At 70.2% G+C, this 25,563-nt stretch carries 22 protein-coding genes; 6 read left to right on the plus strand and 16 right to left on the minus strand.

All coding sequences use genetic code 11. The features are described from left to right. Nucleotides 1-2: 2 nt before the first annotated feature. Entirely contained in the window at nucleotides 3-1,364 is a 1,362-nt protein-coding gene (gene cseC / locus ABZW18_RS17140) for a two-component system sensor histidine kinase CseC (RefSeq protein WP_356188055.1), read from the plus strand. A 138-nt stretch (nucleotides 1,365-1,502) separates the two neighbouring features. Here the strand turns inward: cseC and ABZW18_RS17145 are convergent, their stop codons facing one another. After that, nucleotides 1,503-3,101, minus strand: a complete 1,599-nt coding sequence (locus ABZW18_RS17145; RefSeq protein ID WP_356188057.1) for an MDR family MFS transporter — start codon at nucleotides 3,099-3,101, stop codon at nucleotides 1,503-1,505. A 139-nt stretch (nucleotides 3,102-3,240) separates the two neighbouring features. Here ABZW18_RS17145 and ABZW18_RS17150 point away from each other — a divergent pair, with 139 nt between their 5' ends. Continuing rightward, nucleotides 3,241-3,825 (plus strand): helix-turn-helix domain-containing protein, encoded by a 585-nt coding sequence (locus tag ABZW18_RS17150; RefSeq protein WP_356188059.1) that lies wholly within the window; start codon nucleotides 3,241-3,243, stop codon nucleotides 3,823-3,825. A gap of 24 nt (nucleotides 3,826-3,849) precedes the next feature. Here ABZW18_RS17150 and ABZW18_RS17155 read toward each other — a convergent pair whose 3' ends face one another. After that, entirely contained in the window at nucleotides 3,850-4,575 is a 726-nt protein-coding gene (locus ABZW18_RS17155) for a M23 family metallopeptidase (protein WP_356188061.1), read from the minus strand. Between the two features lie 536 nt (nucleotides 4,576-5,111). Here ABZW18_RS17155 and ABZW18_RS17160 point away from each other — a divergent pair. Beyond that, on the plus strand, nucleotides 5,112-8,348 hold the full coding sequence (locus ABZW18_RS17160; protein WP_356188063.1) for an NACHT domain-containing protein: 3,237 nt from the start codon (nucleotides 5,112-5,114) through the stop codon (nucleotides 8,346-8,348). Between the two features lie 206 nt (nucleotides 8,349-8,554). Continuing rightward, complete coding sequence (locus ABZW18_RS17165; RefSeq protein WP_356188065.1) at nucleotides 8,555-9,154, plus strand: hypothetical protein; 600 nt, start codon at nucleotides 8,555-8,557, stop codon at nucleotides 9,152-9,154. A 90-nt stretch (nucleotides 9,155-9,244) separates the two neighbouring features. Here ABZW18_RS17165 and ABZW18_RS17170 read toward each other — a convergent pair whose 3' ends face one another. Then, nucleotides 9,245-11,770 carry an ATP-dependent Clp protease ATP-binding subunit gene (locus tag ABZW18_RS17170; protein ID WP_356188067.1) on the minus strand — a complete coding sequence of 842 codons (2,526 nt, stop codon included), beginning with the start codon at nucleotides 11,768-11,770 and terminating at the stop codon, nucleotides 9,245-9,247. Nucleotides 11,771-12,203: 433 nt separating this feature from the next. Between ABZW18_RS17170 and ABZW18_RS17175 the strand changes: the two genes are divergently transcribed. After that, complete coding sequence (locus tag ABZW18_RS17175; protein WP_356188069.1) at nucleotides 12,204-12,842, plus strand: SCO3374 family protein; 639 nt, start codon at nucleotides 12,204-12,206, stop codon at nucleotides 12,840-12,842. Here ABZW18_RS17175 and ABZW18_RS17180 read toward each other — a convergent pair. The 12 genes from ABZW18_RS17180 to ABZW18_RS17235 all read right to left on the minus strand — a co-directional run bounded on the left by ABZW18_RS17180 (nucleotide 12,773) and on the right by ABZW18_RS17235 (nucleotide 23,220). Continuing rightward, nucleotides 12,773-13,111 carry an Lsr2 family protein gene (locus ABZW18_RS17180; RefSeq protein ID WP_356188071.1) on the minus strand — a complete coding sequence of 113 codons (339 nt, stop codon included), beginning with the start codon at nucleotides 13,109-13,111 and terminating at the stop codon, nucleotides 12,773-12,775. The two genes, ABZW18_RS17175 and ABZW18_RS17180, sit on opposite strands and share 70 nt — an antisense overlap. A 134-nt stretch (nucleotides 13,112-13,245) precedes the next feature. Then, complete coding sequence (locus tag ABZW18_RS17185; RefSeq protein WP_356188073.1) at nucleotides 13,246-13,764, minus strand: amino-acid N-acetyltransferase; 519 nt, start codon at nucleotides 13,762-13,764, stop codon at nucleotides 13,246-13,248. A 9-nt stretch (nucleotides 13,765-13,773) separates the two neighbouring features. Continuing rightward, nucleotides 13,774-14,169: a BlaI/MecI/CopY family transcriptional regulator gene (locus ABZW18_RS17190; protein ID WP_356188075.1), complete on the minus strand. Its 396-nt coding sequence runs from the start codon at nucleotides 14,167-14,169 to the stop codon at nucleotides 13,774-13,776. Nucleotides 14,170-14,320: 151 nt separating this feature from the next. Further along, nucleotides 14,321-14,521: a hypothetical protein gene (locus tag ABZW18_RS17195; RefSeq protein WP_356188077.1), complete on the minus strand. Its 201-nt coding sequence runs from the start codon at nucleotides 14,519-14,521 to the stop codon at nucleotides 14,321-14,323. A 17-nt stretch (nucleotides 14,522-14,538) separates the two neighbouring features. Next, nucleotides 14,539-15,282 (minus strand): hypothetical protein, encoded by a 744-nt coding sequence (locus ABZW18_RS17200; protein ID WP_356188079.1) that lies wholly within the window; start codon nucleotides 15,280-15,282, stop codon nucleotides 14,539-14,541. 104 nt (nucleotides 15,283-15,386) lie between these two features. After that, a complete protein-coding gene (locus ABZW18_RS17205) occupies nucleotides 15,387-17,006 on the minus strand; it encodes a hypothetical protein (RefSeq protein ID WP_356188081.1) in 1,620 nt (539 codons plus the stop codon). A gap of 117 nt (nucleotides 17,007-17,123) precedes the next feature. Beyond that, complete coding sequence (locus ABZW18_RS17210) at nucleotides 17,124-17,921, minus strand: type III pantothenate kinase (protein ID WP_356188083.1); 798 nt, start codon at nucleotides 17,919-17,921, stop codon at nucleotides 17,124-17,126. Continuing rightward, on the minus strand, nucleotides 17,921-18,973 hold the full coding sequence (nadC, locus tag ABZW18_RS17215) for a carboxylating nicotinate-nucleotide diphosphorylase (RefSeq protein WP_356188085.1): 1,053 nt from the start codon (nucleotides 18,971-18,973) through the stop codon (nucleotides 17,921-17,923). The genes ABZW18_RS17210 and nadC overlap by 1 nt, the downstream gene beginning before the upstream one ends. Then, nucleotides 18,970-20,892, minus strand: a complete 1,923-nt coding sequence (locus tag ABZW18_RS17220; RefSeq protein ID WP_356188087.1) for an L-aspartate oxidase — start codon at nucleotides 20,890-20,892, stop codon at nucleotides 18,970-18,972. The genes nadC and ABZW18_RS17220 overlap by 4 nt, the downstream gene beginning before the upstream one ends. Then, nucleotides 20,889-21,104, minus strand: a complete 216-nt coding sequence (locus ABZW18_RS17225) for a hypothetical protein (protein WP_356188089.1) — start codon at nucleotides 21,102-21,104, stop codon at nucleotides 20,889-20,891. The genes ABZW18_RS17220 and ABZW18_RS17225 overlap by 4 nt, the downstream gene beginning before the upstream one ends. Continuing rightward, nucleotides 21,101-22,309 carry a pantoate--beta-alanine ligase gene (gene panC / locus ABZW18_RS17230; RefSeq protein WP_356188091.1) on the minus strand — a complete coding sequence of 403 codons (1,209 nt, stop codon included), beginning with the start codon at nucleotides 22,307-22,309 and terminating at the stop codon, nucleotides 21,101-21,103. Before panC ends, ABZW18_RS17225 begins: the two co-directional genes overlap by 4 nt. A 2-nt stretch (nucleotides 22,310-22,311) precedes the next feature. Further along, on the minus strand, nucleotides 22,312-23,220 hold the full coding sequence (locus tag ABZW18_RS17235; protein WP_356188093.1) for a DUF2520 domain-containing protein: 909 nt from the start codon (nucleotides 23,218-23,220) through the stop codon (nucleotides 22,312-22,314). A 448-nt stretch (nucleotides 23,221-23,668) separates the two neighbouring features. On the opposite strand from ABZW18_RS17235, the gene ABZW18_RS17240 reads away from it, so the two are divergent. Further along, nucleotides 23,669-24,820: a beta-eliminating lyase-related protein gene (locus tag ABZW18_RS17240; protein WP_356188095.1), complete on the plus strand. Its 1,152-nt coding sequence runs from the start codon at nucleotides 23,669-23,671 to the stop codon at nucleotides 24,818-24,820. Between the two features lie 46 nt (nucleotides 24,821-24,866). Here the strand turns inward: ABZW18_RS17240 and ABZW18_RS17245 are convergent, their stop codons facing one another. Beyond that, on the minus strand, nucleotides 24,867-25,541 hold the full coding sequence (locus ABZW18_RS17245; RefSeq protein ID WP_356188097.1) for a response regulator transcription factor: 675 nt from the start codon (nucleotides 25,539-25,541) through the stop codon (nucleotides 24,867-24,869). Between the last annotated feature and the right edge of the window lie 22 nt (nucleotides 25,542-25,563).

Consider the following 25,563-nt stretch of genomic DNA (forward strand, 5'->3'; position numbering starts at 1 on the left):
CGGTGCGAAGACTTGTCATGCGCACCGGCATCCGGTGGAAGCTGAGCATCGCCATCGCCGCGGTGAGCACCCTCGTCGCCATCGTGCTCAGCCTGGTGGTGCACAACGCGGCACGTATCTCGATGCTCGACACCAGCCGGGACGTGCTGGACGACCGGGTCAAGTACGCCCAGCGCTTCTACGAGGCCACGAAGCGGCCGCCGTTCGAGGCGAAGATCGGCGACCCGAGGCTGCCGCCGAAGCTGAAGAAGGTGGTGCTGACCGGACAGCGCGCCACGTATCTGGACGACGACAACGGCGGCGCGCCGGACGTGTGGGCGGCGGTCCCGCTGTCGAACGGGAAGGTGCTGTCCATCCACGCGCGGTTCGAGGACCGCTACGCCGTGCTCACCGCCCTCGACCGCGCGCTGGTCGTCAGCTCGGCCTCGGTCGTACCCGTGGGCTGCGCGCTGGGTGTGCTCATCGGCGGGCAGCTCTCCCGGCGGCTGCGCAAGGCCGCCACCGCGGCCGGAAAGATCACCGAGGGCGATACGGGCATCCGGATCCGGGACGCGATCGGCGGACGGGTACGGGACGAGACCGACGATCTCGCCCGTGCCGTGGACGCCATGGCCGACGCCCTGCAACGGCGGCTGGAGGCCGAGCGGCGGGTCACCGCGGACATCGCGCACGAGCTGCGCACGCCGGTGACGGGGCTGCTCACGGCGGCGGAGCTGCTGCCGCCCGGCCGCCCCACCGAGCTCGTACGGAACCGGGCGCAGGCCATGCGCACCCTGGTCGAGGACGTCCTGGAGGTGTCCCGGCTGGACAGCGCGGCCGAGCGGGCCGAACTGCAGGAGGTCTCGCTCGGCGAGTTCGTCAGCCGCCGGGTGCGGACCATCGCCCCGGACGCCACCGTGCTGGTCGTCCAGGACGCCTACGCACACACCGACCCGCGGCGTCTCGAACGCATCATCGGCAATCTGCTCGCCAATGCCGCCAGGCACGGCCGGGCGCCGGTGGAGGTCACGATCGACGGGCGGATGCTGCGGGTGCGGGACCACGGGCCGGGTTTCCCGGAGGAGCTGCTGGCCGACGGGCCGAGCCGGTTCCGTACCGGGAGCACCGACCGGGCCGGCAACGGCCACGGGCTGGGGCTGACCATAGCCGCCGGTCAGGCACGTGTGCTCGGCGCGCGGCTGACGTTCCGGAACGCCGGGCCGGAGGGCGGCGCGACGGGGGCGGGTGCCGACCACGGCGGTGCCGGGGACGGCGAGGCGCCGGACGGCGGGACCACGGGCACCGGCGCCATCGCCGTGCTGTGGCTGCCGGAGTCCGCGCCGACGGATACGGGCAGCATCCCGGTCATCACCCTCCCCGGATAGCGCCCCGCTCGGCACACTCGCCCGCACCCGCCCCGGAACCCGCACCCGCACTGGGCACCCGGCACCCGGCACCCGGCGCACCGAAAACGGCCACCGGTGCGCACACCGGAGGCCGTCGGCCGAGAACGTACGGACAGGTCAGACGGTTTCCGACACCGCGACCTCGCCCGCCGGAGCGTCCCCGCCCTCCGGGCGCTCGGCCGGCTTGGCGGCCCCGCGCAGCGGGACCTCCTCGACGAACCAGGCCGCGGCCACGGCGATCACGCTGATCGCCGCGCCCCACAGGAAGATGTGCTGCGTACCGTTCGCCACCGCGTGCAGATAGGCGTCCTTGATCCCGGCCGGGAGCTGGGCGAGGCTCTTCGGGTCGAGCTGCGCGGTGCCCGCGGTGGCCTGTGCCCCGTGCTCACCGGCCCGTGCGGACATCGTCGCCGACACTTGGTTGTTGAAGATCGCGCCGAAGATCGCCACGCCGAAGGAGCCACCGAGGGTACGGAACAGGGTGGCGGACGAAGAGCCGACTCCCATGTCCTTCATCTCGACGCTGTTCTGCGCGACCAGCATGGTGATCTGCATCAGGAAGCCCATACCGGCGCCGAGCACCGCCATGTAGACACCCGAGGTGAGGCGGGAGGTCTCGGTGTCCATCTGCGCCAGCAGGAAGAGCCCGAGGGTCATCAGCGCGCCGCCCACGATGGGGTAGATCTTGTATTTGCCGGTCTTCGTGGTGGCCCGGCCCGCGAAGAGCGAGACAACCGTCATCGCGAGCAGCATCGGGAGCAGCAGAAGCCCGGAGTTGGTGGCCGAGGCGCCCTGAACGGTCTGCTGGAAGAGCGGCAGGAAGATGATCGCGCCGAACATCACGAAACCGGCCAGGAAGCCGACCACGGTGATCAGCGTGAAGTTGCGGTTGCGGAAGATATGCAGCGGCAGCACCGGCTGCGCCACCCGCCGCTCGACGACGAGGAAGGCGAGGATCGCGGCCACGGCCGTTCCGCCGAGTCCGACGATCTCGGCCGACACCCACGGGTACTCGCTGCCGCCCCAGGTGGTGATGAGGACCAGCGAGGTGATGCCGACGGTCAGCAGCGCGGCGCCCAGATAGTCGATCCGCCCCTCCGCCTTCTTCTTCGGCAGGTGCAGCACCGCCGTGACCATGGCGAAGGCCACCACCCCGAGCGGCAGATTGAGGTAGAAGCTCCAGCGCCAGCCCAGGTGGTCGGTGACGGTGCCGCCGACCAGCGGTCCACCGATCGTGGCGACCGCCATCACGCTCACCATCATCCCCTGGTACCTGCCGCGCTCCCGCGGCGGGATCAGCTCACCGATGATCGCCATGACGCCGACCATCAGACCGCCGGCGCCCAGGCCCTGTATCGCCCGGAAGCCGATCAGCTGCCCCATCGTCCCGGCCATCCCGGAGAGCACCGACCCGGCCAGGAAGATCACGATCGAGGTGAGGAAGATGCCCTTCCTGCCGTACATGTCGCCGAGCTTTCCCCAGATGGGGGTCGAGGCGGCCGTGGCGAGGGTGTACGCGGTGACCACCCAGGAGAGGTGCTCGAGGCCGCCGAGCTCGCCGACGATCGTGGGCATCGCGGTGCCGACGATCATGTTGTCGAGCATGGCGAGCAGGATCGCGATCATCAACGCGAAGAGCACGACGCGGATACTTCGGGGCTTCCGCCCCTCCGGCGCCTCCGGCTTCGCCTCGCTGCCATTCCGGACCTCGGACATGTGCTCCACTCCCCCTGAGACAGACTTACTTGCCGACCGGCAAGTTGACTACACTGGGGAAGGTAGCCCGCCAACTAGCCGGGCGTCAAGTAAGTTTGACCGACGGGCCGCGGGCCCGGGGCGAGCGCAGGAGAAGACCATGGGCAGCACCAGTCAGCCGCGCCGCGGGGACACCCGGCAGCGCATCCAGGACGTCGCCCTCGAGCTCTTCGCCGAGCGGGGATACGAGAAGACCTCGCTGCGCGAGATCGCCGAGAATCTTCAGGTCACCAAGGCGGCGCTGTACTACCACTTCAAGAGCAAGGAAGACATCGTCATCAGCATCTTCGAGGACCTGAGCAGGCCCCTCGACGAGCTGATCGAGTGGGCGGAGCAGGAGCCGCGCACGCTGGAGACCAAGCAGGAGCTGCTGCGGCGCTACAGCGCGGCCCTCAACGACGCCGCACCGCTCTTCCGCTTTCTCCAGGAGAACCAGGCCGCGGTCCGCGAGCTGAGCATCGGCGACACCTTCAGGGACCGGATGTTCACGATGCTCAGACTCATCAAGGAGCCCGACGCGGCCCTCACCGACCAGGTCCGCTGCATCAACGCACTGTTCAGCATCCACGCGGGGATGTTCGCGTTGCGTGAGATCGAAGGCGACCCCGAGGACAAGCGGAAAGCTGTCCTCGAGGTCGCCTTGGAGCTGATGACGTCAGCGCATCACACGGAGAGCCAGGGCTAGGGCCTGCCTGCCCGGCGCCCGGTGTTACGGGTTGACGCCGTGACCCTTCAGGAACTGGATCGGGTCGACCGCGTAGCCGTAAACCGGGGCGGTACGGGCCTCGAAGTGCAGGTGCGGGCCGGTCGAGTTGCCGGTGCTGCCGGACTTGCCGAGCTCCTGGCCGGTCTTCACGGTCTGGCCGACGCCCACGCCGAGCGTCGAGAGGTGGCCGTACTGGGTGAACGTGCGGTCACCGTGCTTGATCACGACGTTGTTGCCGTACGAGCCGCCCCACCCGGACTCCACGACGGTGCCGCCGTGAACAGCCTTGACGGAGGTGCCGGTCGGCACGACGAAGTCCTGGCCGGAGTGCTTGTTGGCCCAGTGGCTGCCGCCGAGGCCGAACGTCGATCCCTTGGTGTACTGGCTCACCGGCTTCACCCAGGAGGCCGGGGTCGCGGGCTTGAGAGCCGCGCGCTTCTTACGGTCGGCGGCGGCCTTGTCGGCCGCCCGCTTCTCGGCGGCGGCCTTCGCGGCAGCCTTGGTGGCGGCTGCCTTCTTCTGGCCCTCGGCCTGAGCCTTCACCGCCTGGGAGAGGGATCCGGCCGTCTGGACGGCAAAGGCATCGCCCTGGGGAGCGGGGCCGCCGGCCGCAGCGAGCGCCACGCCGGACCCCAGCGCGACCGAGGCCCCCATGCCGACTGCCAGAACGGCGGCACGACGGCGCAGGACGGGCTTGCTCGGGGTGCGGGTCTGGGTGTGCATCGACATACGGGCTCTCCTCCAAGAAGTGAATGAATCCCGGCGGAGTTCCGGGAAGCGCTCGACCTTGGTAACCCGCGAGTTCTTGGCCCGACAAATGCCCTTCCTACTAGCGAATGCCGTAGAAAGGACCACGGAATTCGAGCGTCCCGCACAGATCCGCGCACCGTCCCGGGAGGCCTGCGAATGCATTGATCAGCGCGCCGGAATCTGTGCCAATCCTGCTGACCAGCACATTCACCGCGGCACTTTCCCAACTTCCGCAAGCGATTCGCCTCGCCCGCCGCCGAGATCCGGCAAGCAGCGACGCAGAGACCGGAGCCGTATGTCCTGAAATTCTCCTATTTCCAGTAGTAAGTGATCCAGCCCACGTGCGGCACGTCACCCATATTCAAGATCCAAAGGCTTGCGGGGAGCCCTCACGCGGCTTTGCGCAGGTTCCCGGAAGGAACGGGGCCGACGCCCGCTGCGCCCGCCCCGGCCCCGCTCTACGCTGTTCACGCAGTCGCCACTGATCGCCGTATCGCCGCCGGGGGGCCAGGGACGTGGATCCCGCAGTCATAGGCGCTCGACTCGCTTCGAGCGCCGTAAAACCGCTGGTCAGGAAGTTGTTCGTAGCGGAGGGACCGGGCGCGGGGCTGGTGGACAAACCGGTACGAATCTCCCGTCTCGTTGCTTTCAGAGGTGAAAAGCGCACGCTGACGGAGACGGACGTACACCGTCTCGCCGCGAAGCTCGTCGTCCGGACCTGCGAGGCGGCCGGACCGCACGACCGGCCGCCGGACGGCGAGCGGGAGGCCGTGACCGACGCCGTCACCCGCACCCTGCACGCGCTCGGCGACCTGGACCTGGACGACGTCCAGGCGGTCCAGCTCGGCCACACGGCCCTCGCCGACCGGTTACGACGTGCCGCCGGGAACCCCGACCAGCACCTCTCCGCGGACGCCGAGGCACTCTGCGCGAGCGTCCTCGTCACCGCGTGCCTGCACATGCTGCACTTCTTCACCCAGCGTTCGACCTTCGTCGCCCGCACCCTCGTCGACCAGTCCAGGCGCCAGGCGGAGATGATCGCCAAGATCGACGAGCTCATCGCCCGTACGCCCCGGCCGGACGGGGCCGACGCCGCCTTCGAGGCCCGCTATCTCGCCCACATCACGCAGAAGCACGGCCGGCTCACCATCTACGGCATCGACCTGTCCGACTCCCCGGACCGCTGGCCGCTGGACTCGGCGTATCTGAGCCTGGAGGCCACCCCGGCCACCGAGCCGAAGGGCTCGACAGCGTTTCCGCGGGACGACGGTTCGTATGAGCTCGTCTCCGCCATGAGCGCGCCGCTCCCCGCCGAGCAGGCGCTCGCCGGGCGCGAGCGGGTGCTCCTGCGCGGCGTCGCGGGCTCCGGCAAGACCACCCTCGTCCAGTGGCTGGCCGTGTCCGCCGCCAAGCAGTCCCCCGACGACCGGCCCGCCCACCTCCGCGACCGCATCCCCTTCGTCCTCCCGCTGCGCACGCTGATCCGCAACAGCGCGGGGCTGCCCACGCCGGACCGGTTCCTCGCCGCCGTGAACTGCCCGATCGCCGGAGCGCAGCCGTCGGGCTGGACCGATCGCGTGCTGTCCGCCGGCCGCGGCCTGCTGCTCGTCGACGGCATCGACGAGATTCCGGAGCGCGACCGCGAGCCGACACGCCGCTGGCTCCGTGATGTGCTCGGCGCCTTTCCCGGCAACGCGTGGCTGGTCACGTCCCGGCCCTCCGCCGTACGCGGGGACTGGCTCACCTCCGACGGCTTCACCGAGCTGACGCTCTCCCCGATGCGCCGCGACGACGTGGCGGCCTTCATCCAGCGATGGCACGCGGCAGCGCGCCCCGACAGCGCCGATACGGACCGTCTCGGCGGCTACGAGCAGTCCCTGCTGGACGCCGTACGGACCAAGCAGGATCTCAGCCGCCTCGCCACCAACCCCCTGATGTGCGGTCTGATCTGCGCCCTCCACCGCGACCGCCGGGGCTATCTGCCCCACGGCCGCAAAGAGCTCTACGACGCGGCGCTCTCCATGCTCCTCAGCCGCCGGGACCGCGAGCGCGACATGTGCGGCCCGGACGGCATCGAGCTGGGCGACGAGCCACAGATCCAGCTTCTCCAGCGCCTCGCCTACTGGCTCATCCGCAACGGCCGCACCGAACTGGACCGCGGCCACGCCGAGCGGATCATCGCCGAGGCTCTGCCGTCCGTTCCGTCCGCAGCGTCCCAAGGCGATGCGGACCAGGTCTTCCGCCATCTGCTGCTGCGCAGCGGCTTGCTGCGTGAACCGACGGCGGGCGCCGTGGACTTCGTGCACCGGACCTTCCAGGACTACCTCGGTGCCAAAGCAGCCGTGGAGGCCTGGGACATCGGGCTGCTGATCAAGAACGCCGCCGACGCGCAGTGGGAGGACGTGCTGCGCATGGCCGTCGCCCACGCCCGCCCGCGCGAACGGGCCGAACTCCTCGATCAGTTGGTCACCCACGGCGACGGGACCGAGGACCGGACGGCCCGTAACCGTGTCCACCTCCTGGCCATGGCCTGCCTGGAGCACGCCACGGAACTGGACCCCCGCGTACGCGGTGCGGTGGAGGAGCGGGCGGCGGCGCTCATTCCGCCGAGGTCGACCGAGGAGGCACGGGCCCTCGCCGCCGCCGGGCCCGTCGTTCTCGAAGTGCTCCCCGGCCCCGAAGGACTGCTGGACGACGAAGCGGTGAATGTGGTGAATACGGCCTCATTCATCGGAACGGACGCCGCGATCCCCGTTCTGAAACGGTTCCGCCGGCACCCTTCGATCGGAGTACGGTCCCAACTCGCCTGGACCTGGCAGCGATTCGACACAGATCGCTACGCGCATGACGTCCTGCGCCATCTGCCCTCCGAGGGACTGGACTTCGTGGCCACGTCGCCCGAGGAATTGCGCACACTGAGGGCGCTCGACCGCTCTTCCCGTCTTCAGGCCGTGGGTCCTTTCAGCTCGCGGCAACTGCTGGACGGGCTGGATTCGGAACGGCTCACCCATCTCCGTATCGAGGGCAATCCGGAGCTCCGCGATCTCGATCTGCTGAGGGGATTCTCCGCGCTCGAATCGCTCGCCCTTCGCCAATGCCCGGAGGTCTCCGATCTGTCGCTACCCGCCGGCCTTCCGCTCCGCTCTCTGACAGTCGAGGGAACGGGGGCGTCGTCGGCACTCACCGGTCTGTCGGAGCTGTCCGGACTCGAGTCGTTGCTTCTCTGCGACCCGCTGCCGGAGCAAGGGCTGGCGGCTCTCCCGGCGAGTGCGCCTCTGACGTTCCTCTTCCTCGAGCACCCTCTCGATGACCAGATCATCGGTGTCAGTGGCCGGCGGGAACTCAGGGATCTGGGGGTGAACATGACGGAAGGCTTCGGACCCGCACACTGGGCGGAGCTGGCGCGGCTGCCCGCGCTGGAGACTCTCGGCTTCGGTCTCACTCCCGCGGCCGCACCGCTCCGGCTCCCCGAGAATTTCGCAATGCCTCATCTGCGCGGTCTTTACCTGACCAACATCGGCATTCCGGACGACGTTCTCAACCACACGCTCTCCACGATCGTTTCGGCCTTCCCCGGACTGCGCACGCTCAGCCTGGGCAGCCTGATGGATCCCCTGCCGAGGCCCGATCTGTCGCCGCTGGCGGCCTTGCCGGAACTTCGGCACCTGAGCCTCCACCGCGTACTCCCGGCTACGGGAACCGGCGGCCTCGCTCACGTGGACATCGGCGTGCACCCTCGCCCACGCGGGTGAACCGGGCCATCGGCGTCGGCCCATGGGGTCGTTGACCCGTGGGCTGTGCGGTGTACACGGCGCTCTGTGCGGCCCTGTCCACCTAATGCCCGCTATGGATGCGTATCGATTGGTGCGGGCTTAGCGTCGGACTCGGATCGATTCCTCGGGAGCGGCGCACCACGAGGTCAACCGTGCCGACTCCCCCCTCAAGGATGGAGCACTGTATGCGTGCCTTCACTCGTGCCGCGGCGGCCACCATAGGCTGCGCGACTGTCTTGGCTTCGCTGGCCTTCCCCGCCAGCGCCTCCTCCGGTCACCCCGAGGAGCAGAGTGGTGCCAGTGCCGGCCTTGCCGTCTCCGGAAACACCGGGGACCAGGGCGGAGGCGGCGGGGGCGGTGACGGTGACGAACGCCGTGACGACTTCCGTGACGAACGCCGTGACGAACGCCGTGACGACTTCCGGGAGAACGGCCGTGACAACGACCACGACAACGGCCACAACAACCACAACAACAACCACAACAACAACAACGGCCACAACAACGGCATGAACAACGCCCAGGGGCAGGGCCAGAACCAGGCGCAGGGCCAGAACCAGAACCAGGGGCAGGGCCAGAACCAGGGGCAGGGCCAGAACCAGAACCAGGGGCAGGGCCAGAATCAGGCGCAGGGCCAGGGCCAGAACCAGGGCCAGAACCAGAACTCGAGCGGAACCATGAACGGGACCGGGACCGCGGTCGCAAACGGGACCGGGACCGCGGCCGCGAACGGGACCGGGACCGCAAACGGGACCGGACAACTCGGGGCGAACCCGAGGTCATAGAGCGGTACCGGAGCTCAAAGGGGTCTGCCCGGAACCGTCGCACGGTTCCGGGCAGACCCCTTCGCTCACTGACCGCTCAGCGCGCAGCGATCACGCGTCCTTGCTCAGGTTGGGGCCCGAACCACCCGCCGCCGACTCGATCGGAGGCACGTCCGGCAGCGCCGACTTCTCCTCGCCGCGGAAGGTGAACTTCTTCTCCTCACCCTCGCCCTCGGTGTCGACGACCACGATGTGACCGGGGCGCAGCTCGCCGAAGAGGATCTTCTCCGAGAGCACGTCCTCGATCTGACGCTGGATCGTCCGGCGCAGCGGACGGGCGCCGAGCACCGGGTCGTAACCCTTGTCCGCCAGCAGCTTCTTGGCCTCGGCGCTGAGCTCGATGCCCATGTCGCGGTCCTTGAGCCGCTCGTCCACCTTGCCGAGCATGAGGTCGACGATCTGAATGATGTCTTCCTCGGTCAGCTGGTGGAAGACGACGGTGTCGTCGACACGGTTGAGGAACTCCGGCCGGAAGTGCTGCTTGAGCTCGTCGTTGACCTTGTTCTTCATCCGCTCGTAGCCGGTCTTGACGTCGCCCACGGCCGCGAAGCCCAGGTTGAAGCCCTTGGAGATGTCCCGGGTACCGAGGTTGGTCGTCATGATGATGACCGTGTTCTTGAAGTCCACGACCCGGCCCTGGGAGTCGGTCAGACGACCGTCCTCCAGGATCTGCAACAGGGAGTTGAAGATGTCCGGGTGGGCCTTCTCGACCTCGTCGAAGAGGACCACGGAGAACGGCTTGCGGCGCACCTTCTCGGTGAGCTGGCCGCCCTCCTCGTAGCCGACATAGCCGGGAGGCGAGCCGAAGAGCCGCGAGACGGTGTGCTTCTCGCTGAACTCCGACATGTCGAGCTGGATGAGCGCGTCCTCGTCGCCGAAGAGGAACTCCGCCAGGGTCTTGGAGAGCTCCGTCTTACCGACACCCGACGGGCCCGCGAAGATGAACGAACCGCCGGGGCGCTTCGGGTCCTTCAGGCCGGCACGGGTACGGCGGATCGCCTGAGAGAGCGCCTTGATGGCGTCCTTCTGGCCGATGACGCGCTTGTGGAGCTCGTCCTCCATACGCAGCAGCCGCGAGGACTCCTCCTCGGTGAGCTTGAAGACCGGGATGCCCGTGGCCGTCGCCAGAACCTCGGCGATCAGCTCCTCGTCCACCTCGGCGACGACATCCATGTCGCCGGCCTTCCACTCCTTCTCCCGCTTCGCCTTGGCCGCGAGAAGCTGCTTCTCCTTGTCCCGGAGGGACGCGGCCTTCTCGAAGTCCTGGGAGTCGATGGCCGACTCCTTGTCCCGGCGCACGTCGGCGATCTTCTCGTCGAACTCGCGCAGGTCCGGCGGAGCGGTCATCCGGCGGATACGCATCCGGGAACCGGCCTCGTCGATCAGGTCGATCGCCTTGTCCGGCAGGAAGCGGTCCGAGATGTACCGGTCGGCAAGAGTGGCGGCCGCGACCAGGGCCGAGTCCGTGATCGAGACGCGGTGGTGCGCCTCGTAACGGTCCCGGAGCCCCTTGAGGATCTCGATGGTGTGCGGCAGCGACGGCTCCGCGACCTGGATCGGCTGGAAGCGGCGCTCCAGGGCGGCGTCCTTCTCGAGGTACTTGCGGTACTCCTCGAGCGTCGTCGCACCAATGGTCTGCAGCTCACCGCGGGCCAGCATCGGCTTCAGGATGCTGGCGGCGTCGATCGCGCCCTCGGCGGCGCCCGCACCCACCAGGGTATGGAGCTCGTCGATGAACAGGATGATGTCGCCGCGGGTGCGGATCTCCTTGAGCACCTTCTTCAGGCGCTCCTCGAAGTCACCGCGGTAACGGGAGCCGGCGACCAGGGCGCCCAGATCCAGGGTGTAGAGGTGCTTCTCCTTGAGGGTCTCCGGCACCTCGCCCTTGACGATGGCCTGGGCCAGGCCCTCGACGACCGCCGTCTTGCCGACGCCGGGCTCGCCGATGAGAACCGGGTTGTTCTTGGTACGGCGCGAAAGCACCTGCATGACCCGCTCGATCTCCTTCTCGCGCCCGATGACCGGGTCGAGCTTGGATTCGCGGGCGGCCTGAGTCAGGTTGCGGCCGAACTGGTCCAGCACAAGGGAGGTCGAGGGGGTGCCCTCGGCCGGGCCGCCTGCCGTGGCGGCCTCCTTGCCCTGGTAGCCGGAGAGCAGCTGGATGACCTGCTGCCGCACCCGGTTCAGATCGGCGCCCAGCTTCACGAGGACCTGGGCGGCGACGCCCTCGCCCTCGCGGATCAGGCCGAGCAGAATGTGCTCAGTGCCGATGTAGTTGTGGCCGAGCTGGAGGGCCTCGCGGAGCGAAAGCTCCAGGACCTTCTTGGCACGAGGGGTGAAGGGGATGTGCCCGGACGGGGCCTGCTGGCCCTGACCGATGATCTCCTCCACCTGCTGGCGGACCGCCTCGAGCGAAATCCCGAGGCTCTCCAGGGCCTTAGCGGCGACACCCTCACCCTCGTGGATCAGGCCCAGGAGGATGTGCTCGGTGCCGATGTAGTTGTGGTTGAGCATCCGGGCTTCTTCCTGAGCCAGGACGACAACCCGCCGCGCACGGTCGGTGAACCTCTCGAACATCGTTAATCGCTCCTCAGAGCGGTCAGGCAGATCGGGGACGGTCCCCTCCCTGTCCTTCCGCATGCTAGTCCCGCAACACGGGACAGCTCATTCCAACTGCCGACACCCGTCCCAGGCCTCCTGCCCCGAACAGCCGACAACAGCTCCAACCCGATGGTGCGAGACGATGTTCCCGCAGGCCAGGCGTATACCCTCGATACCACTACGCCGATGGCGAACGCCATCCACGGCCGACGCGCGCGTCGCCCCTCCCACTAGGAAAGTCTTTACCCGCAAGCGCTGACACTCCATGCGGCGCGGGCAATTTCCCTCCGCTACGGGCGAACATCCTTACGCCCCCGCCCTGCTTCTGTGCGCCCCCGCCCCCTACCACTCTCCGTACCCATTGTCCAACTGTGCGTAACCCTCACGGGGTTCGGTAGTTGCTCCAGGCATGGCCCTTGCATTCCCGCGCCCCCGACCGCCGCTCGACCCCGACGCCGTACGGCGGTGGTACGAGCGCGAGCTCGGCTGGGCCGTCGCAGGCGGCGGCGGACAGCCGGTGGAGTTGCTCACCGGGGCGCGCTTCGACGTCCTGGAGCTGCCTGCGAACGCCGGATTCGCCGTACTTCGCAGATTCCCGCGGACCGGCCCGGTCGCGATCGACGGACGGCGAATGCAGCTGCTGGTGGCCGCGGGCAGCGCGGAGCAGCTGCCGGAGCTGCTCGACTGGCTGGAATGGGGCGGAGTCGCCCTGGACCTGGTCGCACTCGGCCGCGGGGACCGGATGCCCGCACCCCGGCCGACGGGCTCGCGGGAGGCCGCTCACGGCCGGACGCAGCCGGTGTGGCTGCGGCCTCCCGAACCGGGTTGCGAGGTGGAGCCGACGCTTCCGACGGCGACCCTGTGGGGCGGGTCCCCGGGCGGCGGGGGCGGCACGGAGCTCGCCCCCGATCTCGTACGGCTCCTGGGCGCGGTGGCAACAGAGGTCCACCGGGCCCGGTTGCTGCGCGCTTCGTGCGCTCAGCCGTTCGCCTTCTCGTATGCCTCGCGGATCTCGGCCGGGACGCGGCCGCGGTCGTTGACGCTGTAGCCGTTCTCCTTCGCCCACGCACGGATCTTCGCGGTGTCCTGGCCGCTGCCTCCGGAAGCCGAACGCACCTTGCTCCGACCGGCGGCGGCACGGCCACCGGTGCGACGACCGCTCTTGGCGTACGGCTCGAGCAGCCCGCGGAGCTTGTCCGCATTGGAGGTGGTGAGGTCGATCTCGAAGGTCTTGCCGTCCAGCGCGAACGTCACAGTCTCGTCCGCCTCGCCACCGTCGAGGTCATCGACAAGAAGGACCTGAACCTTCTGTGCCACTGGATTCCCTTTCATCGAAAAAGCAGTACGCGGAAAGGAAACCGCCTTTCCGGGAAAAACACAAACCCCCGGGTGAGGTTCAGCAGCGCATCAGCGCGGGAAACGTGCGCGTTTCGGACATAGGGATCTGTGGATCACAGGTTCAGAAGCATCCGGCTGTTGCCCAGAGTGTTCGGCTTCACCCGTTCGAGGCCCAGGAACTCGGCGACTCCCTCGTCATAGGAACGCAGCAGCTCGCTGTAGACATCCCCGTCCACCGGCGTCTCCCCGATCTCGACGAAACCATGCTTCATGAAGAAGTCGAGTTCGAAGGTGAGGCAGAAAATTCGCCGAACACCGAGCCAGCGTGCGGTCTGCAGCAGCTTGGCCAGTACCTGGTGGCCGACGCCGGTGCCCTTCAGCCGCGGATCCACGGCCAGCGTGCGTACCTCGGCCAGGTCTTCCCACATCACGTGGAGAGCGCCGCAGCCCACGACTTCGGCGTCCTCGTCGCGCTCGGCGACCCAAAACTCCTGGATGTCCTCGTAAAGAGTCACCGTCGCTTTGTCGAGCAGGATCCCGGCGCTCACGTACCCGTCGATGAGCCCGCGCACCGCGGTCACATCGCTCGTCCTCGCGCGCCGTACTGTGACCTCTTTTGATACCGGAGACATGTGCGGACGCTATCGCCCCGCGTCCGGCGGACTCTCATCGGGATCGTCGAGTTGTACGACTCGCATCGCGTCCCGGAGCGCCTCCCGCTGTTCCGCCGACATCATGCCGAAGAAGGCGACTAGCGCGGCTGCGGGGTTGTCACTGGTGGACCACGCCTCGTTCATGAGTGCGGCGGAGTACGCGGCACGGGTGGAGACGGCCTCATATCGATAGGCGCGGCCTTCCGCTTCCCGGCGGACCCAGCCCTTCTGATGCAGGTTGTCCATTACGGTCATGACCGTCGTGTAAGCGATGGAGCGTTCCTGCTGAAGGTCTTCCAGGACTTCTCGAACGGTGACCGGCCGGTTCCACTGCCACACCCGTGTCATCACCGCGTCTTCGAGGTCACCCAATCGTCGAACCACATTGGAATAATAGTGGGAGATGTCCACAATGCCGGTTGATTTGCATGACAAAAAGGCGCACGGCCGGGACGGTTGTTCCCGGTCGTGCGCCTTCGTACGCTCAGCCGGCGCTCACTGACGCGGCCCGTTTTGGGCCGCCCTCGAACGCCACTCAGGCCCGGGCGTCGCCGCTCGTCGGAACCTGTCGCGGCACCCGCACGTGCGCATTCTCGGCATCCGCGAGCACCGCGTCGACCGCGGCGTCCTCCTTGGCCTTGTTGGCGCCGCCCTGGCTCTTCACGATCGTCACGACCAGCGCGGTGAAGGCAATGGCCATGACCACGGGGGGCAGCAGCGCGGAGACGTATTCCATGGGCCCAGAATAGCCAGTCAGCCCGCGACCAATTGCTCGGGGCGGCGCTCCGGCGGGCCCGTGGTGCGGCGCCGCGGCGGAAAGACCTCGGCCGGAGTGGGCACCGGGCGGCCCGGATGCTCGGCCGGGGACGGCGGACCAGGGGACTTCTCCGGCTTGGTCCGGGGCTCGTCCTCGGGCTCCTTCTCGGGCTCGGACTTCGGCTCTGCTTTCGGCTTGGGCTTCGGCTTCGGCTTCGCCGGCTCGTCGGCGGCACGGCCGCCCGGCAGCGCGACCAGCCGGGCCGGAGCGGGCTGCGTCCGGGCCGGCCCGGACGCCCGCGCCCGCCGCGCAAGCCGGTCCCGCACGGACTGCTCGGCCAGCACTTCGCAGCGGTGCAACAGCACACGCCGACGCTCGGCCTCCGCCCCGCCGGCCTGGCCGGAGCAGAGCGTACGGAGTGCGGCGAGGTCGTCCGCACCGGGGAGGTGGCCGTCGGACAGGGCGCCCTGGAGCCGCTTCAGATAGCCGATGGCGGCCCCGGGCAGAGCGGCGCGGTAGCGGGCGAGGTCGGCGAGGAGGAAGGCACGCAGTCGGCCGCCTTCGCGGACCGCCTCGTCCACGGCCTCGGTCAGGCGGAACAGCTCCTGGACCTCCTCCTCCCGGCCGGAGGCGGGAGGGCCGGGGGCGGGCTGCAGGGCGATGGCAAGGGCGCGGCGCAGGACGCGCAGCTCATCGGCGCTGAACGCCATGGCGCCGCGGGAACCGTATGGCGTGGGCATGAACCGACTTTAAGTGCTAAGCGGACAAATTTTGCTCAGCGGTATGTACCGGGGGTGTCGGCCCGTTCCGGGGAGGGGGCGGAACGGGCCGACGGAGAGATGGTTCAGGAGCGGGCCTGTCGGCGCCGCGCGAGCGCCAGGGCGGTGGCTCCCGCGACGGCGAGCACGGCCGAGGCACCGAGAACGGAGCCGATGCCGCCGGCGCCCGTACCGGCCATGGAGCCGCCACCGGTGCCGGTGCCGCCGCTGGTGGCCCCGGCGTCCGCGCCCGACGTGCCGGACGTATCGGCGGAGGCCCCGGAGGCCGGACCGCCGCTCTTCCCGCCGGCCGCCGGGCCCCCGCCCGTCCCGTCGCTACCGGTGATCTTCACGGGGATCGCAGCCGTGTTGTTGCCCGGCTCCGTGTCACGCGTCGGGTAGTCGGCACGGTCGGTCACCGTGATCCTCCCCTCGGCGCCCTTCACCTTCCTGTCGAGGCGCACGTTGAACACGAGAGTGTCCTGTTCGCCGCTCTCGAAGCGCTCGTCGATGCCGCAGACATGCGTCCTGCTGCCCTTCTTCTTCGGCGAGCAGGCCCAGTCGTCCTCCTCGCCCGGGAAGGGGATGGAGGTGATCGTGGTGCCCTCGGGCGGAGTGACCTCGTATGTGCCGGTTCCGTGGCTGCTGTAGCCGGTCAGGTCCATGGAGCCCGGGCCTTCGTTGCGGGCGCCGAGGGTGAGCGGAACCGTTTCGCCGACCCTGCCCTCGAGGGTGCCCGTGACCGCCCGGAAGTCCGCGTGCTGGGTGGTGGTGAGCTCGGTATGGCCGCCGAAGTCCTCGAAGCCCTTGTCGTCCACGAGTTTCAGGGTGAGCGGGGCGCGGGACCCGGTCTCGGCGAAGTCCTCCGGCTGCTCGTACTCCCACGGGTCACCGCTTCCGATGGCCCAGGTGCTGTAGCCGATCGAGCCGTACATCAGCGCGGGCGAGACCTTGAAGCGGAAGGGCTCGCTGAACTCGTACGCGGCGCCCGGCTCGAGCGGGGTCTCGAACAGGCAGTACGCGGAGGTGCCGGCCCAGGTCTTGTAGTGGCAGTTGCTGTGCTCGCGGGCCACTTCGACGCCGTCGACGCCGTACAGCTTGATGCCGATGCCCTGGTCGGCGGCCAGCTGGCCGTGGTTGGCGACGCCCGGGGTCACCTCGACCGTCGAGCCGGGGGCGGTGACCTTCAGCGGGGCGTGCTTGCGCTCGGCGAGCCTGGGTCCGTCGATGAAAACTTTCGTCTTCGCCTTGGCCGACGGCGCGTTGGAGGCGGTGGCGGTGTACTCGATCAGGCCTGCGTATCCGGGTTTCACTCCCTCCGCGCCCTGGATGTGGAAGGGCTGGACGCTGGTCTTCCCGTCGATCGAGCCGTAGGAGCAGCTGAAGACCAGATCCTTCTCCGGGTCCTTGCACGAGCCGTTCGTGGGCTTCAGGACGGCCTTGCCCTTGAGGGCGGAGGCGTCGATGGTCAGCTCGACATCCTCGGCGAGCGGCTCTTCGCCCTCGGCCCGTTCGAGGTTGAGGTGGAGGAGGAAGAGGTCGCCGCCTTGCGGGCCCTCTCCGGCCGGGTACGTGTAGTACCGGGCGGGGGCCTGGATCACCAGGGCCGGGTCGGCCGCCCTGGCCTGCGCCGTCCCGAGGCAGGTCGCCGCCGCGAACGCGGACACGGCTGTCGCCGCTCGCAGGATCGTCCATTGGTGACCCATACGCCCACGTCCGCCCCGTCATCTCAAGTCCCGTCACTGCCAAGACAGGTGAGACGACGGAAAGGTTGCGTCCGCGTGAACGGGGGGCGGCGCGGCATCCGGGGCGAACCGGCGGTGTCAGCCCCGCGAGATATTGCGCTCGTAGACCAGCCGGAGACCGATGAGGGTGAGCCACGGCTCGTGCTCGTCGATGACCGAGGACTCGCCGAGCACCATGGGTGCCAGACCGCCGGTGGCGATGACGGTCACCTCGTCGGGGTCGTCGGCGAGTTCCCGCGTCATCCGCTCCACCACGCCGTCGACCTGGCCGGCGAAGCCGTAGAGGATGCCGGACTGCATGGCCTCGACCGTGTTCTTGCCGATCACGCTGCGAGGCCGGGCCAGTTCGATCTTGCGGAGCTGCGCGCCGCGGACACCCAGCGCGTCCACGGAGATCTCGATGCCCGGGGCGATCACACCGCCGACGTACTCGCCGCGCGCCGAGATCGCGTCGAAGGTCGTGGCCGTACCGAAGTCGACGACGATGCACGGGCCGCCGTAGAGCTCGACGGCGGCCAGCGCGTTGATGATCCGGTCGGCGCCGACCTCCTTCGGGTTGTCCATGAGGATCGGGACGCCCGTTTTGACACCCGGCTCGACGAGGACTGCGGGGACGTCGCCGTAGTAGCGGCGGGTGACCTCGCGCAGCTCGTGGAGCACGGAGGGGACGGTCGAGCAGATGGAGATGCCGTCGATGCCGTCACCCAGCTCCTCGCCGAGGAGCGGGTGCATTCCCATCAGGCCGTTGAGGAGGACCGCGAGTTCGTCTGCGGTGCGGCGGGCTTCGGTGGAGATGCGCCAGTGCTCGACGATGTCCTGGCCGTCGAACAGCCCGAGGACGGTGTGGGTGTTGCCGACATCGATGGTGAGCAGCATCAGACCTGCTCCTCCCGGGAGCCCTCGCGGAGGTCCAGGCCGATGTCGAGGATCGGGGAGGAGTGGGTGAGCGCGCCCACGGCGAGGTAGTCGACACCCGTCTCGGCGTACGTACGGGCGCCTGCGAGGGTGAGGCGGCCGGAGGACTCCAGACGGGCGCGGCCGGCGACGAGGGCGACGGCCTCGCGGGTCAGCTCGGGGGTGAAGTTGTCCAGCAGGATCAGGTCCGCGCCCTCGGTGAGCACGGGCTCGATCTGGTCGAGGCGGTCCACCTCGATCTCGATCGGCACGCCGGGGAACTCGCTCCGTACGGCCTTGAAGGCGGCTGCGACACCGCCCGCCGCGACGACGTGGTTGTCCTTGATGAGCGCGGCGTCCGAGAGCGACATGCGGTGGTTGCTGCCACCGCCGCAGCGGACCGCGTACTTCTCCAGGGAGCGGAGTCCCGGGGTGGTCTTGCGGGTGTCGCGGACCGCGGCGCCGGTTCCCTCCAGGGTGTCGGCCCACGCGCGCGTGGCAGTGGCGATGCCGGAGAGGCGGCAGAGCAGGTTGAGGGCGCTGCGCTCGCCGGTGAGGAGGTCGCGGGTCCGGGTGCGGACCGAGAGCAGCCGTTGGCCGGGCTCCACCCGGTCCCCGTCCTCGACGTGCCGTTCGACCTCGAACGCGTCGGTGCAGACGACGGAGAGGACCGCCTCGGCGATGCGCAGGCCCGCCACCGTACCGGCCTCGCGGGCGGTGAAGTCGCCGGTGGCGACGGCGTCCTCGGGGATGGTCGCGACCGTCGTCACGTCCACACCGTGGTCGAGGTCCTCCTCGATCGCCATATGGGCGATGTCCTCGACCTGGACCGGGTCCAGGCCGGCGTCGACGAGCAGCTGCGCGAGCGCCGGATCGAGACCGCACTCCATGGGGTCGAGCTCGTAACCCTCGTCGTCGCCCCCGCAGCCGCACGCGTCGCCGCAGCCGCCTGCGTCCGCAGCGGCGGCGGGAGGGCCGCCGATCTGGAGCAGCGGGAGGTCGACGGACGGTGGACGGTCGTCGGAGATGTTCACGAGCACTCCTCGGGAGCGGTGGGGGAGATGGGGTCGGCGGCCGGGGCGGCGTTCGGTTCCTGGGCGTGGGCTGCAGGCCGTACGGGCGGGAGCTGCGCTGTGGCGGTGGGGCGGAGCAGGAGGGAGCGGTCCGGTGTGAGCCGGGCGACGAGGTGGCGGCGCCAGCTGTCGTCGTCCCGTTCGGGGCGGTCCTCGCGCCAGTGGCAGCCCCGGGTCTCCTCGCGCTCGCGGGCCATGGCGACCAGAACCCGCGAGACGAGCAGGAGGTTGGTGGCCTCCCAGGTCTCGACGCACGGCTCGGCGGTCTTCCCGTCCCGGTCCAGGTCCGCCACGGCCTCGGTGTGCAGGGACTCCAGAGCGAGGGCCGCCGCCGCGAGGCTCTCCGCGCTGCGGAGGACACCGGCGCCGGAGGTCATGATCCGCTGGATGACGAAGCGGGACTCGGGGGGAAGCAGTGGCGTGGCCTTCTCCCCGTCCGAACGGGCCTTCGCTGACGCGTGCTTCGCCGAACCGTCCTGCACGGAACGGGCCTGCACGGAACGGGCCTCCGCTGAACGAGCCTCCGCTGAACCGTCCTGCGCACCGGAGGTGATGTCCGCCGCGATGCGTTCGGCGAAGACGAGGCCTTCGAGGAGCGAGTTGGAGGCGAGCCGGTTCGCGCCGTGGACACCGGTGCAGGCGACCTCGCCGCAGGCGTACAGCCCGGGCACGGTCGTGCGGCCCAGGAGATCCGTCCGTACGCCGCCGGACGCGTAGTGGGCGGCGGGCGCAACCGGGATCGGCTCGGTCACCGGGTCGATGCCGTGCGCGCGGCAGGCGGCCAGGATGGTCGGGAAGCGGGCGGCCCACATGTCGGCGCCGAAGTGGCGGGCGTCGAGGTACATGTGCTCGGCGCCCAGCTCCTGCATGCGCCGCATGATGCCCTTGGCGACGATGTCGCGCGGAGCCAGTTCGGCCAGCTCGTGCTGTCCCTGCATGAAGCGGACGCCGTCGGCGTCGACGAGGTACGCGCCCTCGCCCCGGACCGCCTCGGAGACCAGCGGCTGCTGGCCTTCCGCACCCCGCCCCAAGTAGAGGACGGTGGGGTGGAATTGGACGAATTCCAGGTCGCTCACCTCGGCGCCGGCGCGCAGCGCGAGAGCGACGCCGTCGCCGGTGGACACGGCGGGGTTGGTCGTCGCGGAGAACACCTGGCCCATGCCGCCGGTGGCGAGGACGACGGCGCGGGCGTGCACGGCGCCGACGCCGTCCCGCTGCCCCTCGCCCATGACGTGCAGGGTGACTCCGGCGGTACGGCCCTCGGCGTCGGTGATCAGATCGAGCACGAGGGCGTTCTCGACGGTCTCGATGCTCCCCTCGCTCCCGGTGCGCGGGACCGCGGCCTCGTGCACCGCCTCGACCAGGGCCCGTGAGATCTCCGCGCCGGTCGCGTCACCGCCCGCGTGCGCAATCCGACGGCGGTGGTGGCCGCCTTCGCGGGTCAGTTCTATGTCGCCCGTCTCGGCGGAGACGTCGAACTGCGCGCCGGTCCCGATCAGCCGCCACACGGCGTCGGGTCCCTCGGTGACCAGTGTGCGCACGGCCTGCTCGTCGCAGAGTCCGGCGCCCGCGACGAGGGTGTCGTCGAGGTGCTGCTCGGGGGTGTCGCCCTCGCCGAGCGCGGCGGCGATACCGCCCTGCGCCCAGCGGGTGGAGCCGTCGTCGAGCCGGGCCTTGGTGACCACGACGGTCCTCCGCCCGGCGGCGGCGCAGCGAAGGGCGGCGGTCAGTCCGGCGACACCCGAGCCGACGACGACCACATCGGCCTCGATGGCCCAACCGGGCGCGGGGGCATGGAGCGTGAGTGCCTGCGCCTCCGGCGCTGACGCGCCGTCGGAGCCGGCGCCACCGTGCGACGGGGCTATCTCGGCCGAGGTCATCGATCGCTCCCCGGGCGCATGCCGGACCGCCGGCCCGGCGTCCTGCGCGGACGGGCGGTCACGGCGGCCGGGAGGGCGGCGTCCGCCGCGAGCGGGAGGACCACCAGGGCGAGCGGTGCCCAGAAGTACGGGCTTCCCGCGGCGAAGAGCAGGACGCCCGCCCAGACGGCGGCCACCGCCAGGGCTCGCTGCCGGGTGGTGTGAGGCGTCATCGGGCGGCTCCGAACTGGAGGCGGACGTTGTCGATCAGGCGCGTCGTACCGACCCTGGCGGCCACCGCGAGGACTGCCTCGCCGTGGAAGTCCTGCTGGATTTCCGAGAAGTCGGCGGCGTCGACCAGCGCCAGATAGTCGAGTTGGAGCGGCGGGTCGAGGCGGGCGGCCTCGTCGAGGACCGCCCGAGCGGCGCCGCGTACGGCTATGGGCTCGGCGACCGGTGCCGGGCCGCCGGAGTCGGAGCGGTCCGGGTCGGCAGACGCGGCGGCAGCGATGGGAGCGGCACCGGCGCCCGCCCCGTCGGCAGCGGACGCATCAGGTGTCCGTCCGCCGGCGGGGCCCCCGGCCGGCTCTTCCGCACCGGGCGCAACGGACCGGCCGGCCCCGCTGGGCGCACCCGCCCCACCGGGCGTCTGCGCCGCGGCGCTGACGGCCGTCCTGCCGTCGGGTGCGGACGCCTCGCGCCCGTACGACGCTCCCTGTACGGCAGCGGCTCCGGCGGCGCGCCGCCCCGCGTCACGCCCCGCGAAGAGCGCCCGTGACAGCGCCAGCGCCGTACCCCGCTGCTCCGCCGAGAGGTAGCGGTTGCGGCTGGAGAGCGCGAGGCCGTCCGCCTCGCGCACCGTCGGGACACCTACGATCTCCACGTCCTCGTCCAGCTCCAGATCGAGCACCATGCGGCGGATCAGGGCCAGTTGCTGGGCGTCCTTCTCACCGAAGACGGCGCAGTCGGCTCCGGTGATGCGCAGCAGGCGGTGGACGACGGTCAGCATGCCGTCGAAGTGGCCGGGGCGCGACGCGCCCTCCCAGCGCTCACCCATCGGGCCCGCGCCGAGCCGCACTTGCGGCTGCCCGTGCGGGTAGACCGTCTCGACGGTCGGGGCGAACACCACGTCCGCGCCCGCTTCACGGCAGACGTCCACGTCCGTGTCGAGCGTGCGCGGGTAGCGGTCGAAATCCTCGTGAGGACCGAACTGCAGCGGGTTGACGAAGACCGTGACGACCACCATGCCGCCGCGCCCCGCTCGCTTGCGCGCGTGCCGGATCAGCGTGGCGTGCCCCTCGTGGAGGGCGCCCATCGTCATCACCACGACGGTGCGGGTGTTGTCCTCGAAGTAGTCGTCCTCGACGTCCTCGAGTTCCCGGCGGGTGCGCGCCAGATGGACCTGGCGCTCCTTCACCGCGGCGCGCTTGCCGAACATCGTCAGCGACCTCCGTCCGAGAGGACCCCCAGCAGGTCCTCCGCCAGTTCCGGCTTCAGCAGCCCGTGCGCGAGCGCCCGGTCCGCGGTCGTACGGGCCATCGCCAGATAACCGGCGACGGCGTGCGGCGCGTGCTTGCGCAGCTCGGCGACGTGGGCCGCGACCGTACCCGCGTCGCCGCGGGCGACCGGGCCGGTCAGTGCGGCGTCCCCGGAGCGCAGGGCGTTGTCCAGTGCGGCGCCCAGGAGCGGGCCGAGCATCCGGTCGGGGGCCTCCACCCCCGCGGCGCGCAGCAGGTCCATCGACTGGGCGACCAGGGTGACCAGATGGTTCGCGCCGAGGGCGAGGGCAGCGTGGTAGAGCGGGCGGGACGCCTCCTCGATCCACTCGGGCTCGCCGCCCATCTCGATGACCAGCGCCTCGGCGGCCAGCCGCAGCTCCTCGGGTGCGGTGACGCCGAAGGAGCAGCCGGCCAGCCGCTGTACGTCCACGGCCGTGCCGGTGAACGTCATGGCCGGGTGCAGGGCGAGCGGCAGACCGCCGGCGCGCCGGGCGGGTTCGAGGACGCCCACGCCGTAGCGGCCGGAGGTGTGCACCAGCAGCTGGCCCGGGCGTACGGATCCGGTCTCGGCGAGTCCCTCGACGAGACCGGGGAGGGCGTCGTCGGGCACGGTGAGGAGGACCAGGTCGGCGGCTTCGAGGACCTGGGCGGGCGATACGACGGGCACGTCGGGGAGGACGGCGGCCGCTCGCCGTACGGAGGCGTCGGAGACCCCGGAGACGGCGACCGGACGGTGCCCGGCGAGCTCGAGGGACGCGGCGAGGGTGGGGCCGACACGGCCCGCGCCGACAACGCCGACAGTGAGCCGGGCCGGGCGGTCCTTGGGCTCTGGGTGATGAGGTGCGTTCACGCGGGGACGGCCTTCCGTTCCAGTCCGCCAGGGGTACCGGACGTTCCCCCGCCATGCTACGCGAGTGTTTCCGAGAGCTTCCGAACTGTCCACGCGCTGTGGACAAGCGGGAGGGCGGAGACGGCTCCGCGCCCCGTCTCGTTGCCCGGCGCCGGGGCCGGGTCCCGTCTGCCAGGCAGCGGAACCGGCCGCGGAGCCCCGTCCCGTACACCGACGGGCTCCAGCTCCCTCCAGCGGGCTCCCACTCCCTTCGGCGGGCTCGCGTTCCCTCCGGCCGGGTCCCACTTCCGCCGGCGGCCTCCACTTCCTCCGACTTCCTCCGGTGGCTCCCACTCCGCCCGCTCGCTCCGTCCCAGCAGCCCGGCGGCACACCCCCGCGAGAAGCCCCCGCATCCGTACCCCGACAAACCTCGGGCCCGCGGGAGACCCCCTGCGACATCATCGGCCCATGACGGACACGAGCGCCGATGAGAAGCCGGCCCGCAGGCTCACGGCATGGAACAGGTCGGACCGAATACTCGCGGGCGGGCCCTCGGGCGAGACCATCGCCCAGCGGCTGGAGCAGCTGGTGGCGCACGCCCCGGACTCGTACGACCTGATCGACTGGACCGACATCTACGGCAACGGCGTCGTCTCCGGGCTGGAGCGCCGGGTCGCCGGGCTGCTCGGCACCGAAGCCGCCGCGTTCTTCCCCACCGGGACCATGGCGCAGCAGGTCGCACTGCGCTGCTGGGCCGGGCGGACCGGCAGTCCGACGGTGGCGATCCATCCTCTGGCGCACCCCGAGGTGTGGGAACGGGATGCGCTCTCCATGGTCAGCGGGCTGCGCACGGTTCATCCGACGACCGAACCGCGGCTGCCGACGGCCGCGGAGGTACGGGATCTGGACGAGCCGTTCGGCACGCTGATGCTGGAGCTTCCGCTACGGGACGCGGGCTTCGTGCTGCCCTCGTGGGAGGAGTTGACCGCCGTCGTGGTGGCGGCGCGGGAACGTGAGGCAGTGGTGCACATCGACGGCGCGCGACTGTGGGAGTGCGCCCCGCACTTCAGGCGCGCGCTCCCGGAGATCGCCGCCCTCGCGGACAGCGCGTGTACGTCTCGTTCTACAAGTCGCTCGGCGGTCTGTCCGGGGCCGCGCTGGCCGGTCCGCAGAGCCTGGTCGACGAGTCGAAGGCCTGGCGGCACCGCTACGGCGGGCTTCCAGCAGTGGCCCGCGGCACTGGCGGCACTGGCCGGGCTGGATCGGGAACTGCCGCGCCTGCCGGAGTGCCCGGCCGTACCGCACACGCATCAGTTCCAGGTGTGGCTGCCTCACCCGGCCGAGGTCCTGAACGAGGCCGGGGTCCGGCAGGCGGAGGAGACCCGGACGACGCTCTTCCGGACCTGGGAGGACGCGGGCGTGCCCGGCCTGGCGAAGACCGAACTGACGGTCGCCGCGCCCGGTCTGGAGTGGACGGAAGCGGATGTCGCGGAGGCGGTCGCGGGGTTCCTGGAGCGAGTCGAACGGGTCGAACGAGCCGCAAGGGCAGAACGGGCCGAACGCGAGCGGCCCGAAGTGCCCGAAGGCGCCGAACCAGTGGAGCCGAAGTCGGGCGGCTGACCCGCCCTTCCCCCCGCCGAGCCGGGCGAAGCCGTGCGAGCGCCTGCTACGCGCCCCCGCTGCCCGCCCGTACGAGCCCCGTCTCGTACGCCAGCACCACCGCCTGCACCCGGTCCCTCAGGTTCAGCTTGGTCAGGATGCGGCCCACATGCGTCTTGACCGTGGCCTCGGAGAGGACGAGCTTCGCCGCGATCTCGCCGTTCGACAGGCCCTGCGCGACCAGCAGCAGAACCTCACGTTCCCGGTCGGTCAGCCGCTTCAGCTCGGTGTGCCCCGGTTCGGTGCCGGCGCTCGGCAGCATCGGGCCGAAGCGGTCCAGGAGGCGGCGGGTGGTGCTCGGCGCGACGACCGCGTCACCACTGTGCACGGCGCGGATCGCGGTCAGCAGCTCGGCCGGCGGCACGTCCTTGAGCATGAAGCCGCTCGCGCCGACCTTCAGCGCGGAGAAGGCGTACTCGTCGAGGTCGAAGGTCGTCAGGATCAGTACCCTCGGGGCCTCTTCCCTCTCGCATATGCGGCGGGTCGTCTCCACCCCGTCCATCCGCGGCATCCGCACGTCCATGAGGACCACATCGACATCTGTCGTGCGCAACACCTCAAGGGCCTCCACGCCCTCCCCGGCCTCCGCCACGACCTCCATGTCCGGCTGCGCCTGCAGCACCATGCGGAACCCGGTGCGGAGCAGCACCTGGTCGTCGACGAGCATCACGCGGATCGACATCTGCGGTGTTCCCTTTCGTCGC

The sequence above is a fragment of the Streptomyces sp. NPDC004647 genome, assembly GCF_040609575.1.
Taxonomy (GTDB): domain Bacteria; phylum Actinomycetota; class Actinomycetes; order Streptomycetales; family Streptomycetaceae; genus Streptomyces.